The sequence below is a fragment of the Streptomyces sp. NPDC058464 genome (assembly GCF_042721035.1).
In the GTDB taxonomy this organism is placed as follows: domain Bacteria; phylum Actinomycetota; class Actinomycetes; order Streptomycetales; family Streptomycetaceae; genus Streptomyces.
Window position 1 is genome coordinate 181622 of the sequence record NZ_JBHXMA010000018.1, and the last position, 17323, is coordinate 198944.

The 17323-nt window shown below is 74.0% G+C and carries 15 protein-coding genes; 10 read left to right on the top strand and 5 right to left on the bottom strand.

What is annotated here, in order from left to right; genetic code table 11:
* Positions 1-213 precede the first annotated feature (213 nt).
* Positions 214-786 carry an XRE family transcriptional regulator gene (locus ACFWPQ_RS24110; protein ID WP_361291487.1) on the top strand — a complete coding sequence of 191 codons (573 nt, stop codon included), beginning with the start codon at positions 214-216 and terminating at the stop codon, positions 784-786.
* 140 nt (positions 787-926) lie between these two features.
* On the top strand, positions 927-1631 hold the full coding sequence (locus ACFWPQ_RS24115) for a helical backbone metal receptor (protein WP_384038325.1): 705 nt from the start codon (positions 927-929) through the stop codon (positions 1629-1631).
* Here the strand turns inward: ACFWPQ_RS24115 and ACFWPQ_RS24120 are convergent.
* Positions 1543-2661 carry a TDT family transporter gene (locus ACFWPQ_RS24120; protein ID WP_384038328.1) on the bottom strand — a complete coding sequence of 373 codons (1119 nt, stop codon included), beginning with the start codon at positions 2659-2661 and terminating at the stop codon, positions 1543-1545. The genes ACFWPQ_RS24115 and ACFWPQ_RS24120 overlap by 89 nt on opposite strands.
* A 70-nt stretch (positions 2662-2731) precedes the next feature.
* Here ACFWPQ_RS24120 and ACFWPQ_RS24125 point away from each other — a divergent pair, with 70 nt between their 5' ends.
* Complete coding sequence (locus ACFWPQ_RS24125; protein WP_384038331.1) at positions 2732-3652, top strand: LysR family transcriptional regulator; 921 nt, start codon at positions 2732-2734, stop codon at positions 3650-3652.
* Positions 3653-3886: 234 nt separating this feature from the next.
* Positions 3887-4852, top strand: coding sequence for an aminoglycoside phosphotransferase family protein (locus ACFWPQ_RS24130; protein WP_384038334.1), 966 nt, complete (start codon positions 3887-3889; stop codon positions 4850-4852).
* Here the strand turns inward: ACFWPQ_RS24130 and ACFWPQ_RS24135 are convergent.
* Together ACFWPQ_RS24135 and ACFWPQ_RS24140 are read right to left on the bottom strand one after the other, a co-directional pair.
* Complete coding sequence (locus tag ACFWPQ_RS24135) at positions 4824-5522, bottom strand: gamma-glutamyl-gamma-aminobutyrate hydrolase family protein (RefSeq protein WP_384038337.1); 699 nt, start codon at positions 5520-5522, stop codon at positions 4824-4826. The two genes, ACFWPQ_RS24130 and ACFWPQ_RS24135, sit on opposite strands and share 29 nt — an antisense overlap.
* 84 nt (positions 5523-5606) lie before the next feature.
* Positions 5607-6341, bottom strand: coding sequence for a FadR/GntR family transcriptional regulator (locus ACFWPQ_RS24140; RefSeq protein ID WP_217550378.1), 735 nt, complete (start codon positions 6339-6341; stop codon positions 5607-5609).
* Positions 6342-6440: 99 nt separating this feature from the next.
* On the opposite strand from ACFWPQ_RS24140, the gene ACFWPQ_RS24145 reads away from it, so the two are divergent.
* Genes ACFWPQ_RS24145 through ACFWPQ_RS24160 form a run of 4 tightly spaced genes read left to right on the top strand, consistent with a single transcriptional unit; the run spans position 6441 to position 10866 of the window.
* Positions 6441-7805, top strand: a complete 1365-nt coding sequence (locus ACFWPQ_RS24145) for a glutamine synthetase family protein (protein ID WP_384038340.1) — start codon at positions 6441-6443, stop codon at positions 7803-7805.
* Between the two features lie 8 nt (positions 7806-7813).
* Positions 7814-9193: an aldehyde dehydrogenase family protein gene (locus tag ACFWPQ_RS24150; RefSeq protein WP_384038343.1), complete on the top strand. Its 1380-nt coding sequence runs from the start codon at positions 7814-7816 to the stop codon at positions 9191-9193.
* 26 nt (positions 9194-9219) lie between these two features.
* Positions 9220-10008, top strand: coding sequence for a 3-oxoacyl-ACP reductase (locus tag ACFWPQ_RS24155; protein WP_384038407.1), 789 nt, complete (start codon positions 9220-9222; stop codon positions 10006-10008).
* Positions 10009-10056: 48 nt separating this feature from the next.
* Positions 10057-10866: a DUF2510 domain-containing protein gene (locus ACFWPQ_RS24160; protein ID WP_384038410.1), complete on the top strand. Its 810-nt coding sequence runs from the start codon at positions 10057-10059 to the stop codon at positions 10864-10866.
* Between the two features lie 70 nt (positions 10867-10936).
* Here ACFWPQ_RS24160 and ACFWPQ_RS24165 read toward each other — a convergent pair whose 3' ends face one another.
* On the bottom strand, positions 10937-12139 hold the full coding sequence (locus ACFWPQ_RS24165) for an amino acid deaminase/aldolase (RefSeq protein WP_384038346.1): 1203 nt from the start codon (positions 12137-12139) through the stop codon (positions 10937-10939).
* Positions 12140-14079: 1940 nt separating this feature from the next.
* Between ACFWPQ_RS24165 and ACFWPQ_RS24170 the strand changes: the two genes are divergently transcribed.
* A complete protein-coding gene (locus tag ACFWPQ_RS24170; protein ID WP_384038348.1) occupies positions 14080-14895 on the top strand; it encodes a hypothetical protein in 816 nt (271 codons plus the stop codon).
* Positions 14892-16055 carry a type VII secretion-associated serine protease mycosin gene (mycP, locus tag ACFWPQ_RS24175; RefSeq protein WP_384038351.1) on the top strand — a complete coding sequence of 388 codons (1164 nt, stop codon included), beginning with the start codon at positions 14892-14894 and terminating at the stop codon, positions 16053-16055. The genes ACFWPQ_RS24170 and mycP overlap by 4 nt, the downstream gene beginning before the upstream one ends.
* A 126-nt stretch (positions 16056-16181) precedes the next feature.
* Here the strand turns inward: mycP and ACFWPQ_RS24180 are convergent, their stop codons facing one another.
* A complete protein-coding gene (locus tag ACFWPQ_RS24180) occupies positions 16182-17192 on the bottom strand; it encodes a serine hydrolase (protein ID WP_384038354.1) in 1011 nt (336 codons plus the stop codon).
* Between the last annotated feature and the right edge of the window lie 131 nt (positions 17193-17323).

A 17323-nucleotide genomic window follows, 5' to 3' on the forward strand; every position in this document is an offset into this window, starting at 1 on the left:
ACCTGAAGGAGCCGCACGCGCCCGGTGAGTCCGGCGAGCTCGTGCACTGGCGCGAACTGTGAGGGTGGCGCTCACCGGACGTGACAGGGATGTGACGGCCGCCTGAAACGGTTTGCCGAACATGCGTAGGGTGCAGAGAACCCATCAGGAGGGGCCCGGTCGCAGCGGGGCGCCCGAAGGACGGATCGACGAGCGAAGGAGGGAGCCGGAGCGATGGGCGACCACAAAGACCAGCAGCCCGTGCGGGTGGGCGCGGCAGTACGGCGGCGCCGCCGTGCGCTGGAGCTCACCCTCGCCGCCGTGGCCGAGCGCAGCGGCCTGTCGGTGCCCTTCCTGAGCCAGATCGAGAACGACAGGGCCCGCCCCAGCCGCACCTCCCTGGAGAAGCTCGCCGACGCCCTGCGCACCACGGCCGTCGAACTCCTCGCCGCCGCCGACCCGGCGTGCAGCGTCGACGTCGTACGGGCCGACGACGCCACCGAGCCGGACTTCGCGCCCAAGGTGCGTTCCCTGGTCCGCGGTCACCACCAGCTGCACGCCTCGGAGTTCACCGGCGACCACGACGCCGGCCGCGAATTCCAGCACCGCAACGACGAGTTGATGTACGTCGCCGACGGCGCCGTGGAGATCGAGGCCGAGGGCCGCGCCCACCGCCTCGGCCGCGGCGACACCCTCTACCTCACCGGCGGAGTCCGCCACCGCTGGCGCGCGACGGTCCCGGACACGAGGGTGATCGTGGTGGCAGTGGCCGAACACATCGAGGCGGTCCAGGACCGCCCCCGCTGATCCCTGAGATGCCGCACCCTGCGACGCCCCGAGCTGGAGCGCCCCGAAAGGGGCGCGGGGCTGTATCTGATCTGCGGCTGGCGCCGCGTGGGCGCGACCAGCCACAACGCACCCACAGAGAACCACGGCGCGTAGTCTCCTTGGTCCCCTCCCTCACCGAGGCAATCGCAGAAACGCTCCCCGAAGTCCTCGTCGGCGCCACCAACTGGTGCACCCACCCGGCCGACCTCGACGTCCCCCGCATCGGCGGCACCAAGAACCCCGACCTCGACCGCATCCTCGCCCTCGCCCCCGACCTGGTGATCGCCAACGAGGAGGAGAACCGCGCCCCCGACCTCGACGCCCTCCGCACCGCCGGCCTGGCGGTCCTGGTCACCGAGGTGCGCAGCGTCCCGCAGGCCTTCGACGAGCTGGACAGGGTCCTCACCGCGTGCGGCGCGCGCACCCGCCCCCGCTGGCTGGACGAGGCCGAGCGGGCCTGGTCCGCACCGGTACCGGCCGGCCCCCGCACGACGGCGGTCGTACCGGTCTGGCGGCGTCCGTGGATGGTCCTGGGCCGGGACACGTTCGCGGGGGACGTCCTGGCGCGGCTCGGCGTACCGAACCTCTTCGAGGGCCACCCCGAGCGCTACCCCCGCATCCCGGTCGGGGAACTGCTCGACGCGGCCCCCGACCTGGTCGTGCTCCCGGACGAGCCCTACCGCTTCACCGCCGCCGACGGCCCCGAGGCGTTCCCCGGGCTGCCCTGCGCGCTGGTCAGCGGACGGCACCTGACGTGGTACGGACCGTCACTGGCCGAGGCGCCACGGGTGCTGGGCGAGGCCCTGCGAGCAGCTCACCGCTGAGCAGCCCGCGTACGGTCCCGGAGGCGGCCGCGAGCCAGCCGGCGACGAGGACGGCGTACAGACCCACCGCCAGCCAGTGGTACCCGGCGAGCCCGGTGTGCCGACCCAGCGCGGCCGCGCCCGTGACACACGTCCCCACGGGGAAGGTGAAGGCCCACCACGTCATCGCGAACCGCATCCCGTCCCGCCACGCCCGCACCACGTGCGCCGCGGCCAGCGCCAGCCACAGCAGCGCGAACCCCATGACGGGAACGCCGTACAGCACGGCGAGGAGGCCGAAACCGGTGGCGTACGGCGGCGGTACGACGCCGGGGGCCAGGTCCGCGAAGGCGCCCACCGCCGTCGTCGACTGCCCGAGCGGGCCCAGTACCAGGAAGATCGTGGGGGTCAGCGCGAGCGGCAGCGGACCGCCGGTGACCAGCCGGGCGAAGACGAGCGTGAGCATCAGCAACGTGGTCAGCAGGCTCAGCCCGAAGAGCGCGAAGCAGCCGTAGAGCAGGGCCGCGCGCGGCTGCCCGGGCGGCAGATGCGGGACGAGCTGCGGCCCGAACGCGGCCGACACCATGGGCGCGACCAGCGGCAGCAGCCACACCGGGGAGGCCTGGCCGGGCTCCACCCGGTGCCGTACGGCCAGCAGGTACGGCACGGCGACGGCGGCCACGAGTCCCACGGCGGTACCGGCGACGAACAGCACGGAATCGAGCGCGACGGCGGCCGGCTCGCCGATCCAGTCCCGCCCGAGGGCGAGGGCACCGCCGCCGACGGCGAGCAGGGCCATGGAGAGGCAGCCGTAGAAGGGGGCGACCGCGGGGTCGCGGAGGTGGGCGAGGGCCTGGTCGCGGTGGTAGGCCCAGTGCAGGGCACGGGCGACCAGCAGGACCAGGAGTTGCAGCAGGGACAGTGCCCAGACGCCGACGAAGAGCTCTCGCGGGCCGTCGGCACCGAGCGCGGTGCCGCCGAGGGCGAGGGCCGCGGTGCCCATGACGGACGCGTACCAGTTGGGGCCGAGATTCCGGACTGCGGTGACCATGAGTCCACGGTTCCGCCACCCTGACCCCGCGACCAGGGAGTCCCTCTCTATGGGGGCATAAGCTGGTCTTATGAGCGAGACGGAGGAGCGGCCGGGAGGCGGCACGCTGGCGCACCGGGTGCCGGACCTCGGCGCGCTGGAGCTGCTGCTGGCGGTGGCGCGGCTGGGCAGCCTCGGGGCGGCGGCGCGGGAGGTCGGCATCACCCAGCCGGCGGCCAGCAGCCGGATCCGCTCCATGGAACGGCAGCTGGGCGTGGCCCTGGTCGACCGCTCACCGCGCGGCTCGCGGCTCACGGACGCGGGGGCGCTGGTGACCGACTGGGCTCGGCGGGTGGTGGAGGCGGCGGAGGCCTTCGACGCGGGTGCCCAGGCGCTCCGGGACCGGCGGGACTCGCGACTTCGGGTCGCGGCGAGCATGACCATCGCCGAGTACCTGCTCCCCGGCTGGCTGCTCGCGCTGCGCGCCCAGCGCCCCGACACGGCGGTGTCCCTGCTCGCCGGCAACTCGGCGGCGGTGGCGGAACGGCTGCTCGCCGACGAGGCGGACCTGGGCTTCGTGGAGGGCCTGACGGTCCCGCACGGTCTCGACTCGGCGGTGATAGCCCACGACCGCCTGATCGTGGTCGTGGCCCCTGCCCACCCCTGGGCCCGCCGCCGGCGCCCGCTCGCCGCGGAGGAGTTGGCGGCGACCCCGCTGATCCTCCGCGAACGCGGCTCCGGCACCCGGCAGGTCCTCGACGCGGCACTGGGCGGTCTGGCCCGGCCGCTGATCGAACTGTCGTCGACCACGGCGGTGAAGGCGTCGGCGGTCGGCGGCGCGGGCCCGGCGGTCCTCAGCGAACTGGCGGTGGGGGAGGAGCTGGCGATACGACGCCTGGTCAGCATCCCGCTGGAGGGCGTCACCCTCCGCCGCGACCTACGAGCGGTCTGGCCGACAGGCCACCGCCCGACGGGCCCGGCCCGCGAGCTGCTTTCCCTGACCCGGGGTTGAACAACCTGTCGCCCACCCACCACCCGACTCGGTCACTTGAAGACGAGCGGTCCGAGAAGACAGCCCGTCCGGCGTTTGAGGACGAGGCCGTTCAGGCCGAAGCGGGGGTGCGGGGGCGGCAGCCCCCGGAGTGGGCGGTCGAAGGGGGGGCTCCCCCTGGAGGATGGGACGGGTAGGGGCGGCGGGGGCGAAAATCCCTCGCGGGGGTCGGCTCCCAGCCTCCACCATCCCCCCATGCCCACCCCCACCCCGCCCGCCGAAGGCACCCGCACCCCCTGGGAAGCCCTCCCCACCCCCGTCCGCACCGCCGTCACCGACCTCCTCGGCGGCGCCCCCGTCACCCACGCCGTCACCCAGCCCGGCGGCTTCTCCCCGGGCGTCGCCGCCAGGATCCGCACCGCCGCCCACCGCACCGCCTTCGTCAAGGCGGTCAGCGCCGACGCCAACCCCGACAGTCCCGCCCTGCACCGCACGGAGGCCCGCAACACCGCCGCCCTTCCCGCCGCGGTCCCCGCACCCCGCCTCCTCGGCAGCTACGACGACGGCACCTGGGTGGCCCTCGTCTTCGAGGAGGTGAAGGGCCGTCAGCCGCACGTCCCCTGGCGCCCGGACGAACTCCGCCGCGTCCTGGACGCGGTCGCCACCCTCGGCCGTACCCTCACCCCGTCTCCGCTCGACGCCCCGCCCGCGGGCGAGCGTCTCGCCGACGCCTTCGACGGCTGGCGCAGGCTGGCCGAGAACCCCGGCGCGGCCACCGGACGCCTCGACGACTGGACCGTCTCCCACCTCGCCGAACTGGCCGAACTCGCCGCCCCCTGGCCCGAGTCCGCCGCCGGCGACACCCTCGCCCACGCCGACCTGCGCGCCGACAACATGCTGCTGACGGACGACGGAGGGGTGGTCTTCGTGGACTGGCCGCACGCCGTCCGGGCCGCCCCCTGGTTCGACCTGCTCGTCATGCTGCCCTGCGTCGTGGCCCAGGGCGGCCCGGACCCGGAGGGCATCTTCGCCGTGCATCCGCTCGGCAGGGACGCGGACCCGGGCGCCGTCACCGCCGTGCTCGCCGCGCTCACCGGCTTCTTCCTGGAGCACTCGGTGCGGCCCGCGCCGCCCGGCCTGCCCACCCTGCGCCCGTTCCAGCGGGCACAGGGCGACGCGGCCCTGGCCTGGCTCAGGACACGGCTGCGGACGCGGCGGTGACCAGCGCGCGCATCACCCGCAGGTCCTCGCCCATCTCCGGATGCCACTGCACCCCGAGGACCCAGCCGCGCTCGGCGGGCAGTTCGATCGCCTCGACCGTGCCGTCGGCCGCGTGGGCAGAGACCAGCAGCCCCGCCCCGAGCCGGTCGACCGCCTGGTGGTGGAAGGTCGGGACCGAGGTCTCCTCCGGGACCGTCTCGGCGTACCGCGTCCCGGGGACCGGCTTCACCTCGTGGCGGCCGAAGACGCCGGGCACCTCCGCGTGGCCGTCGATGTGCTGGACGAGGGTGCCGCCGAGGGCGACGTTCAGGAGCTGCATGCCCCGGCAGATGCCGAGCAGCGGTATGCCCGCGGCCAGCGCCGCGTCGGCGAGGGCCAGTTCCCAGGCGTCCCGGGCGCGGGCGGGGCGGCCCGTGCGGGGATCGGGTTCGGCGCCGTAGCGGACCGGCTCCACGTCCGGGCCGCCCGCGATCACCAGGCCGTCCAGGCGGGCCACCGTCGCCGCCGCGTGCTCCGGGGCGTCCGGCGGCAGCATCGCGGCCAGGCCGCCGGCCCGCTGGACGAGGCGCGGGTAGCCGGCCGGCAGCAGTGCCGCCTCCAGCTCCCACACGCCCCAGCGCGCCCCGGCCTCCAGGTATGTGCTCACGCCGATCAGCGGCCGTCCGGCCATGGGCCCTCCCCTGTCACAAAGGTGTGCGATAAAGGTGTGCTTCCATACCTTTATCGCACACCTTTGTGACACGCCGGTCGGGCGTCAGGCCAGGAAGCCCCGCAGCAGCGCCGCCGTCCCCGCGCAGTGCTCCCGCATCATCTCCCGGGCGCCGTCCGCGTCCCCGTCCAGTACCGCCTCCACCAGGGCGATGTGCTGGCGCTGCGAGTGCTCCAGGTTGCGGACCAGGAGCGGGATGCAGTCGAGGAGATCGTTGACCGTCGCCCGCACCGCCGCGTACTGGGCGGTGAGGGAGGGGGAGCCGCACAGCTCGGCGATCGTCAGGTGGAGCAGGGTGTCCAGGCGGCGGTAGTCCGCGAGCGGTGCCTCGTGGGTGCGGGCCAGCGCCTCGCGGAGGCGGAGCGCCTGCTCGCCGGTCAGGCCGTGCGCCGCGCACAGGCCCGCCGCGCCGACCTCCAGGACCTCCCGGAAGCGCAGTACGTCCTCGATGTCGACCTCGGCGATCCGGCGCCGCAGCTCGTCCTCGCCGCCCGCGTCCGTGCGCGGCAGCACGAACGTGCCCCCGTACCGGCCGCGCCGGGACTCCACCAGGCCCTGGTCCTGGAGCACCTTCAGCACCTCGCGCAGCGTCACCCGGCTGATCCCGAGCCGCTCCGCCAGCTCCCGTTCGGCGGGCAGCCGCTCGCCGCCCGGCACCAGGCCCAGCCGGACGACCTGCAGGATCTGCTCCAGCGCCTCCTCGAAGCCGTTGCCCGCCCGCACCGGCCGCAGCACCGGCGTCAACGGGTCGTCGAGGGCGCCGTCCGCGTCCAACGACATATGGCCGTACCCCCTTCCCAAGCAATGGTTCTCTTCAATACCTTAGAGCTCCCCGACCGGCCCCAGAAGCGCTGCGTGAAAGAAGCCGAAGGAGCTCCCGTGGCAGACCGCACACCCCCGCTGAGCGTCGAGGAGCTGCACACCCTCGTCGCGGGCGGTGAGATCGACACTGTCGTCCTGGCCTTCCCCGACATGCAAGGGCGGTTGCAGGGCAAGCGGTTCGCCGCCCGCTTCTTCCTCGACGAGGTCCTGCGGAACGGCACCGAGGGCTGCAACTACCTCCTCGCCGTCGACACCGAGATGAACACCGTCGACGGCTACGCCATGTCCTCATGGGACCGCGGCTACGGCGACTTCGCCATGCACCCCGACCTCTCCACCCTCCGCCGCGTGCCCTGGAACGCGGGCACCGCGATGCTCATCGCCGACCTCGCCTGGAACGACGGCTCCCCGGTCGTCGCCGCGCCCCGGCAGATCCTCCGCCGCCAGCTGGAGCGCCTCGCCGAACTCGGCTACACCGCACAGGTCGGTACGGAGCTGGAGTTCATCGTGTTCAAGGACACCTACGAGGCGGCCTGGGACGCGAACTACCGCGGGCTGACCCCGGTCAACCAGTACAACATCGACTACTCGGTGCTGGGGACCGGGCGGATCGAGCCGCTGCTGCGCCGGATCCGCAACGAGATGGCGGGCGCCGGGCTGACCGTCGAGTCCGCCAAGGGCGAGTGCAACCCCGGGCAGCACGAGATCGCCTTCCGCTACGACGAGGCCCTCGTCACCTGCGACCAGCACGCCATCTACAAGACCGGCGCCAAGGAGATCGCCGCCCAGGAGGGCGTCTCCCTCACCTTCATGGCCAAGTACAACGAGCGCGAGGGCAACTCCTGCCACATCCACCTGTCGCTGACGGACGCGGACGGCCAGGGCGTCTTCGCCGCCCCCGACGGGCACGGCATGTCGGACGTGATGCGGCACTTCCTCGCAGGGCAGTTGGCGGCCCTCCGCGACTTCTCGCTGCTCTACGCGCCCAACATCAACAGCTACAAGCGGTTCCAGCCGGGCTCCTTCGCCCCCACCGCCGTCGCCTGGGGCCAGGACAACCGCACCTGTGCGCTGCGCGTCGTCGGCCACGGCCGTTCGCTGCGCTTCGAGAACCGGCTGCCCGGCGGCGACGTCAACCCGCACCTCGCCGTCGCCGGCCTGGTCGCGGCCGGGCTGTACGGCATCGAGCAGAAGCTGGAACTGCCCGAGGCCTGCGCCGGCAACGCCTACACCGCCGACTTCGCGCACGTCCCGACCACCCTTCGCGAGGCCGCCGAGCTCTGGGAGAACAGCCCCGTCGCCAAGGCCGCCTTCGGCGACGAGGTCGTCGCGCACTACCGCAACATGGCCCGCGTCGAACTGGAGGCCTTCGACGCCGCGGTGACCGACTGGGAGCTGCGCCGCTCCTTCGAACGCATGTGAGGCACCACTTGTCGCAACAGTACGAACTCGACGTCCTCAATCCGGCGACGGAAGAGGTGATCGCGACCGTCCCGGGGGCCGTGGAGGCGGACGTCGACACCGCCGTACGGCGGGCCGCGCTCGCCCAGGAGCGGTGGGCCGCGCTCGCGCCCGGCGACCGGGCCCGGCTGCTGCGCCGGTTCGCCGTCGTCGTCGACGAACACCGCGAGGAACTGGCGCAGTTGGAGGTCCGGGAGGCCGGGCACACCGTCGGCAACGCCCGCTGGGAGACCGGCAACGTCCGGGACCTGCTCGACTACGCGGCCGGGGGAGTGGAGCGGCTCATCGGCCGTCAGATCCCGGTCCCGGGCGGCCTCGACGTCACCCTCCTCGAACCCCTCGGGGTCGTCGGGATCATCGCCCCCTGGAACTTCCCCCTGCCCATCGCGGCCTGGGGCACCGCCCCCGCCCTCGCCGCCGGCAACGCGGTGATCCTGAAGCCCGCCGAGACGACCCCGCTCACCGCCCTCCGGCTCGCCGAACTCGCCCTGGCGGCAGGCCTCCCCGAGCACCTCTTCCAGGTGCTGCCCGGCCGCGGCGACATCGCGGGCGAGGCGCTCGTGAAACACGCGGGCGTCGCCAAGATCGTGTTCACCGGCTCCACCCGGACCGGCAAGCGCATCATGGCGCTCTGTGCCGACCAGGTGAAGCGCGTGACCCTCGAGCTCGGCGGCAAGAGCCCCAACCTCGTCTTCGCCGACGCCGACATCGAGGCCGCCGCGGCCGCCGCCCCGATGTCCTTCCTGGACAACTCCGGCCAGGACTGCTGCGCCCGCACCCGCATCCTCGTCCAACGCCCCGTCTACGACCGCTTCCTGGAACTCCTCGCCCCCGCGATCGAGTCCGTCACCGTCGGCGACCCGGCCGACGAGAAGACGGAAATGGGCCCGCTGATCTCCAAGGCCCAGCTGGAGCGGGTCCGTTCGTACGTCGACGCCGACGCGCCCGGCATCCGCGGCAAGGCCCCCGAGGGCCCCGGCTTCTGGTTCCCGCCCACCGTCCTCACCGGCGTCGAGCCGCAGGCGCGCGTGGCCGTGGAGGAGGTCTTCGGACCGGTCGCCGTGGTCATCCCGTTCGAGGACGAGGCCGACGCGATCCGGCTGGCCAACGACACCGACTACGGCCTCTCCGGTTCGATCTGGACGCGCGACGTGGGCCGCGCCCTGCGCGTCTCCCAGGCCGTCAAGGCGGGCAACCTCTCCGTCAACTCCCACTCCAGCGTCCGCTACTGGACCCCCTTCGGCGGCTTCAAGCAGTCGGGGATCGGCCGGGAACTCGGCCCGGACGCGCTCACCGCCTTCACCGAAACCAAGAACGTCTTCATCAGCACGGAAGGCCCCGCACAGTGACCGCTGAGACCTCTGAGACCTCCGAGATCCCTGAGACCTCTGACATCGTCTGCCGCCGGCTCGTCGGCCGTACCGCCGTCATCACCGGAGCCGGCAGCGGCATCGGCCTCGCCACCGCACGGCGGCTGGCCTCCGAGGGCGCCCATGTCGTCTGCGGCGACGTCGACGAGGCCCGCGGCAAGGCCGCCGCCGAGGAGGTCGGCGGGATCTTCGTCAAGGTCGACGTCACCGACGCCGAACAGGTCGAGGCGCTTTTCAAGACCGCCTTCGACACCTACGGCAGCGTCGACATCGCCTTCAACAACGCCGGCATCTCGCCGCCCGACGACGACTCCATCCTGGAGACGGGCCTGGAGGCCTGGAAGCGCGTGCAGGAGGTCAACCTCACCTCCGTCTACCTGTGCTGCAAGGCCGCCATCCCCTACATGCGGCAGCAGGGCAAGGGCTCCATCATCAACACGGCGTCCTTCGTGGCCCGGATGGGCGCGGCCACCTCGCAGATCTCCTACACCGCGTCCAAGGGCGGCGTTCTGGCCATGTCCCGTGAACTGGGCGTGCAGTTCGCCCGGGAGGGCATCCGCGTGAACGCGCTCTGCCCGGGACCGGTCAACACCCCTCTCCTGCAGGAGCTGTTCGCCAAGGACCCGGAGCGGGCCGCCCGCCGCCTGGTGCACATCCCGCTCGGCCGGTTCGCCGAGGCCGAGGAGATCGCCGCCGCCGTCGCCTTCCTGGCCAGCGACGACTCCTCCTTCGTCAACGCCAGCGACTTCCTGGTGGACGGCGGGATCTCTGGGGCGTACGTCACGCCCCTCTAGGAGTCCGTGTACGGACCCCGGCCCCCGTCCTACAGTGCGGGAGTGAGCATGACGCCGCCGCCCGGCTGGTACGCCGACCCCGAGGCCCCGCACCTGGAGTGCTGGTGGGACGGACGGGCCTGGACCGAGCACCGGCGCACCCCGTCCGGTCTCCCCGTGCCGCCCACCCCGGCGGCCGGGGCGTCCGGACGGGCCAGGGCGGTCGCGCTGATATCCGCCGCGGCCGTGCTGGCGACGGCGATCGTCTCCGGCGCGACAGTGCTCCGCACCGACGAGGCGAACGGCGGGGCCGACACGACGGTCCGCGCCGCCCCCAGCGCGGCGGTGCCCCCGTCCCTCGTGGTCGACCAGCTCAACGGCATCACCCTGCCGGTGCCGGCCGGCTGGACCGGCTCCTCGTACCTCGCCCAGGACGACGTCGTGATGACCACCGACGGCACCTATGCCTGCCCCGCCGACACCGGCCGGTGCCGCCACGGCCAGGTCATCAGCCGTACCGCGGGCAGCGCCGACGGCGCCTCGCCGCGCACCGTCGCCGAACGCGACGTACCCGACGCGGCCGAGGCGGCGTACGGCCGTGATCCCGGCGGCCGGCGGCCGTACGGGGGCATCCGGTCCCACCAGGTGGTCAAGGCGGGGCGGGTCGCGGTGGCTGGCCGCGACGGCTACCTGGTGCGCTGGCGGGTCCGCACGGCCGACGGACCGGGCGGCTACGTCCAGTCCCTGGCCTTCCCGTCCGACAGCGGCATCCCGGCCCCGGTCGTCGTCCGGTTCGTCTTCGACGCGGGCCCGGACGGGCCGCCGCTGTCCGACATGGACGCGATCACCAAGGGCATCCGCCCGGCGGACCGGCCCTAGACGTCCGGCGGACCGGCCTCGGACGTCCGGCGGACCGGCCCTGGACGTCTGGCGCACGGGCCCTGGACGCCTACAGGAACGTGTGGCCCTCGCCCCGGTACGTCGGTACGGTCGCCGTCACCCGGTCGCCCTCGACCAGCTGCAGCTCGGCGAACCGCTCGCACAGCTCGCCCGCCTTGGCGTGCCGGAACCACACCTTGTCGCCGATCAGCAGGTCGTCCGCGGCGGAGCCGAGCAGCGGGGTCTGCACCTCGCCGGGGCCTTCCTGCGCGTCGTACGACAGGCCCTCCGGCAGGTACGGCACCGGCAGCCGGTCGGGGCCCGCGGCGCCGGAGGCCGGGTAGCCGCCGCCGAGGACGGTCACGACCCCGACACCGGGCCGCCGCACGACGGGCATGGCGAACAGCGCGGCCGGACGGCCGGTGAACGACGTGTAGTTGTCGAAGAGGCGCGGTACGTACAGGCCCGAACCGGCCGCTATCTCGGTGACCGCGTCCTCCGCGGCCGTGGTCTGCACACTGCCCGTGCCGCCGCCGTTGACGAACTCCAGGTCCGGCGCCACCGCCCGGACCGCCCGCACCACCGCGGCGCGCCGCTCGGACAGCTCACGGCGGGCGGTGGTCTGCATCAGCCGCACCGCGCGGGAGCGCAGCGGCCGGCCGGCGATGTCGTCCCCGACCCCGGCGATGTGCCCCTCGTACCCCATGATCCCGACCAGCTTGAAGCCCGGCCGCCGGGCCACGGTCCGCGCCAGGTCGGCGAGCTGGGCGGGGGAGTACAGCGGCGAGCGCCGGGCCCCGACCCGCACCCGGCCCCCGAGCAGCTTCAGCGAGGTGTCCAACTCCAGGCAGACCCGGACCACTTCGGTCCCGCCGTCACGGGCGGCGTCGATCAGGTCGAGATGCGCCGGGTCGTCGATCATCACGGTCACGGCCGCGGCGAGCTTCGGATCGGCGGCCAGCTCCGCGAAGGCGCTCCGGTCGGCGGACGGATAGGCCAGCAGGATGTCGTCGAAGCCCGAACGCGCGAGCCACAGCGACTCCGCGAGCGTGAAGGACATGATCCCGGCGAAGCCGTCCTTCGCGAGGACGCGTTCCAGCAGGTGGCGGCAGCGGACGGACTTGCTGGCGACCCGGATCGGCTTGCCGCCGGCCCGGCGCACGAGATCGTCCGCGTTGGCGTCGAAGGCCTCCAGATCCACGATCGCGAGGGGGGCGTCCAGATGGGCGGTGGCCCGGTCGTAACGGGCCCGGTCGGCGGCGCGCGCAGTCATGAACGAAGCCTGCCAGACAGGATTACCGCAGGGTAGGGGGACGATCCGGGCAGATGCCCCGGGGCCGCGGACTGGTTCCCGTTCGTCGTCGGACAACCCGTAGAGTGACGCGCACGTACGGCGGAACGAACCCGGCCGCCTGACCCGCGCCGGGATGCGGATCCGCGCGTGCGGGTATGCGTGCCCGGGGCGGACGTCTCCGCGCCGGGGAGCACGACGACCCGTACGAGGAGTTGGCCCGGGCACGAGGAAACGGGGGGCGCATGAGCAGTGAAGCGCGGCACGCCCCGATCCCGCGACGCCCTTCGTCCGGCCCCGCCCCGACGGATTCCCCGGGGGAGCCCGCGCCGACGGCCGACGGAACCCGGCCGGGGACCGGCCGGACCGGCCGAGGCGATGCCCCGTACCCGGCCGACGCGGCCGGTCCAGCCGATGCGTCCGGCCGCGTGGAGCGGCCGGGGTTCTTCGACCGGCCGAACCGGATGAACCGGTCGCAGCGGCCGGACGTATCCACCGGTGGGGCCGGGAGCACCGGGCAGGAGCAGCTGCCGGGACGGCCCGGCGGGCAGCAGAGTCGTGATGACCGGACGAGTCGGGGCGGTGCGGTGGGGCAGGGCGAACAGGATGCGGGGGACAGGTCCGCAGGCCGCTCGACGTCCGCCGAGCGCATCGTTCGGCCCCGCTATCCCCACTTCCGTCCGCCGCAGGGCGCGACCACCGCGTCTCCGCCGCCGCCACCGGCCTCGGCCCGTTTCCCGGACCTGCCCCCGGTGCCTTCCGACCGGGAGACCGGGCGCACGGCGCCGTTCCGGCTGTCGTACGGTCCGGGCCCCTCGCCACGGCGCACGCAGCCCGGCTCGGAACCGACCACCTCGCTACGCCCCCTCCGTGCGGCGGAGGAGACGGAGCCGCCGTCGGACGAGCGGCGTGGCACCGCGGGATCGGCGACGGCGCCGACCACTCCGACCGCTCCGTCGGGCGAGCCGGCCGGGGGCACGTCGGGCGCGACCGGGCCCAGACGGTTCGAACGGCCCCGCGGCGACTTCCCGGCCACCGGCCTCGGCACGCCCGACTCGGGCAGCGCGTGGAGCCCGCACATGCGGACGTTCCCGGTGCCGACGGCCCCGCCGCGCCCCACGACGCCCCCTAAGGTCACCCCACCGCCACCCCGCCCGCCCCGGCCCCCGGCGTCCGGCACGCCGCCGCGTCCGTCCGAGGCCCCGGTGTCCGGCACGCCGCCGCGTCCGTCCGGCCCTCCGGTGGCCGGTGCACCTGCGCGTCCTGCGGACCCTCCGGCGGCGGGTGCCGCGCAGCGTCCGGCGGAGCCCTCGGCGACCGGCGATGCCTCGCGCCCGGCGGGCCCCTCGGCATCCGGCACACCGCGCCGTCCGGCCGCCGGTCCTCCGGCGTCCGGTGCCGTGCCGCGCCCGGCGGAGCCCTCGGCGACCGGGATGCCCTCGCGTCCGGCGAGCGCCCCGCCGCCCGTTGCTCCGCCGCGTCCGACGGCGCCTCCGGTGCCGTCCGGCAGGACCCCGGGGACCGACGCTCCGCACCGGCCCGGTGCTCAGGCGCCCTCCGGCCCGCCGCGTCCGACGGGGCTTGCGGACAGTGGGGTCCCGCTGCGTTCCGCGGCTTCGGCGACGGCCGGTACGGCGTTCCCCGCCGTCGACGGTCCCGAGCGCTCGGCGGCGGAAGCGCCGCCGCGGCCCTCGGCCGCCCCGGCACAGCCGGCGGCACCGACACCCGTACCTGCACCTGCACCCGCACCGGCTCCGATCCGTCCGGACTCCGGCGCCGTACCGCGTCCCGCCCCGGCAGCTACTCCTCCCTATCCTTCCTACCGCGACACCGCCCCGCCGGCGCACACCTTCGGCCCCGCCCCGGACCCCTCGATGTCCTGGAGCGCCTCCGCGGGAACTCCCGGCCGGGAGCGGCCCGTTGTGACGTTCGGTGAGCCCGAGGGGTACGACGAGCGTGGGCGGGGGCTGTCGTTGGTCGGTCGCGTGGCGCCTCGTACCGCCGCTGCCGCCGCCTGCATGGTGCTCGGCCTCGGACTCATCGGCGGCGCGGTCACCGGGGGCTGGATCGTCGACGACGGCGGTGACACGGCCGCGGCGACCAGCTTCAGCACCGCCTCCGGCCTGTGGCACAACGTGCCGGTCGACGAACTGTTCCCGCCCACCGTGCAGGGCACCGGCGCCGGCCCCGGCGGCGCGGACCGCACCTGGACGCGGATCGCCGTCGCCCCGGCCGGCGGCTGCGCCGACGCCTTCGACCCGCTGCTGCGCAAGGTGCTCGCCCCCGTAGGCTGCCAGCGCCTGGTCCGCGCCACCTACACCGACGCCACCCAGAGCTATGTGACGACCGTCGGCCTGCTGTTCACGAAGGCCGACCCGGCCGGGATGACCGCCCTCGCCAAGCGGTTCACCGACGAACGGCTGGACCGCCGCACCGACCTGCTGCCCCGCCCGTACGCGGCGAAGAACACCGCCGCCGAGCGGTTCGGGCCGCACCAGCGGGCTTCCTGGACGATCTCCGTGCTCGCCGACGCCCCGATCGTCGCCTACGCCGTCTCCGGCTGGGCCGACGGCCGGACCGTCGACGCCCCGCAGCCCGCCGCCGACGCCGAGACCTCCGGTGCCACCACGGCCGCGGCCCAGGCCGGCCTCGGCAACGAGGCGCAGGGCCTGGCCGACCGGATCGAACGGCGACTGCGTCAGAACATCGTCGGCCCGGCAACGGAGAAGCCCTCATGAAGCGCCGCGCCACCGGGGCCGCGGTGAGCCTGCTGCTCGCCGGCTCGCTCGCCCTGCTGCCGTCCACCACCGCGTACGCGGACAGCATCCGCGCCCAGCAGTGGGGCCTGTCCGCCCTCCACCTGGACGAGGCCTGGCAGACCACCAAGGGCAAGGGCATCACCGTCGCCGTCCTGGACACCGGCGTCGAGGCGGACCACCCGGACCTCGCCGGCAACGTCCTGACCGCCAAGGACATGATCGGCTTCGGTGCCGGCCCGGGCGACCGGGACTGGGCCCGGCACGGTACCGCCATGGCCGGCATCATCGCCGGTCACGGCCACGGCGTGGGCAACGGCGACGGCGTGATGGGGGTCGCGCCCGAGGCGAAGATCCTCCCCGTCCGGGTCATCCTCGAAGACGGCGACAGCGCCCGCGGCAAGGCCCGCTCCACCCGGGGCAACGCCCTCGCCGAGGGCATCCGGTGGGCCGCCGACCACGGCGCCGACGTCATCAACCTCTCGCTCGGCGACGACTCCGACTCCGCGCACCCCGAGCCCAGCGAGGACGAGGCGATCCAGTACGCCCTGAAGAAGGACGTCGTGGTCGTCGCCTCGGCGGGCAACGGCGGCGACAAGGGCGACCACATCTCCTACCCGGCGGCCTACCCGGGCGTCATCGCCGCCACCGCGGTGGACAAGTTCGGCACCCGCGCCGACTTCTCCACCCGCCGCTGGTACGCCACGGTCAGCGCACCCGGCGTCGACATCGTCATCGCCGACCCGGACCACAAGTACTACGAGGGCTGGGGGACCAGCGCCGCCTCCGCCTTCGTCTCCGGCGCCGTGGCCCTGGTCAAGGCGGCCCACCCCGGCCTCACCCCGGCCCAGATCAAGAAACTCCTGGAGGACACCGCCCGCGACGCCCCGGCCGGCGGCCGCGACGACTCCCGGGGCTTCGGCATGATCGACCCGGCGGCGGCGATCAAGTCCGCGGCCCGGCTGAAGACGCAGAACCTGACGTCCGCCTCGTACAGCAAGAAGTACTTCGGCTCCGGCCCGGACCCGGAGGAGAAGACGACCAGCGCGACGGACTGGGCAGCTCCGCTGGCCGGCGGCACGGGCGGGGTGCTGGTGGTGGCGGCGGTGGTGCTGTGGAGAGGCCGCCGCAGATCCGTCTGAAGAGCCCCGGCTCTTCAGCGCCCCGAAAGGGGCGCTGGGGGTACCCCCGGCCGAAGGCTGGGGGAGGAACTGCGCGACCAGCCCCCACCGGCCCGCACCCGCCCGCGAACCGTCGAACCCTCCCCGTTACTGCGAAGCCGAAGCCGAAGCCGAAGCCGAAGCAGACTCGGAAGACTCCGTGAAGGACCCCACCGCCGCCTTCGCGGCCGCCTCCACCAGTGAGATTCCCTTCGCCTGGCTCACGGTCCCCTTCGACAGCACGGCGACCAGGTAGTCCGTCCCGTCCACCGTCACCCGCCCGATGCTGTTGACGTCCCACAGGCCCGTCGTGCTCCGCGCCAGCCACCCGTTCTTCAGCTCGAACGCCGAACCGTCGGCGGCGGCCGAGACGCCCCACCGCTGGTCCGACTCGACCGTCTTCATCAGCCCCTGGATGTACTCCTGCGAGGCCTCGCTCAGCTTCGAGTCGTCCCCGAACACCTGCTGGAGCAGGGTGAGTTGATCGGCGGCGGTGGTCTGTGTGAGCCCCCACAGCGCTCCGTCGCCGCCTTCGGTCGACGTCAGCCCGAACCGCTTGTTCGCGGCGTCCAGGCCCGTCGCCTTGCCGATGACGTCCCACAGCTGGGACGCCGACGTGTTGTCGCTGTTCTCGATCATCTTCGTGGCGTACGCCTTCTCCGTCGCCGTCAGATGCCGGCCGGCGTCCTGCGCCTGCAGCAGCAGTGTCGCGAGGATGTCGACCTTGACGATGCTCGCGGTGTCGAAGGCCGAGTCGCCGTAGGTCGCGCCGTCGCCGGTGTCGAGGTCGAGGACCGCCGCGGAGACCTTCGCCCCGGACGGCACGGTCACCTTCCCCATCGCCGACCTCAGCAGCGCGTCCCGGTCCACCGCCGGCTCCGTCACGGGTTCCACCGATGCCTCCCCACTCGCCGAGGCCGAGGCCGAGGAGGACGGCGCCGGCGACGTCGCCGAGGATACGGCGTTGCCGCGCGCGTGCGCCTTCACGTACACGGTCCCGGCCGCGGTGGCGCCGACGACGGCGACCGTGGCGAGGGAGACGTAGAGAACGGCCCGGCGCCGGGGCCGGCCGCGGCGCCGGGCCCGGCGGGATCCTGAGGTGGCTCTGGGGGACTCCATGCCCGCGATGCTGGGGGCGGGGACTGTGTGAGCCGTTTGCTGGAAGTTAGAAGTAGGTCAGGGAAATCTGAGATTCCCGTGAAACCCGTGTCGAGGCGGTTTCGGGGGCCGCACAACCGCAGCAGCATCCC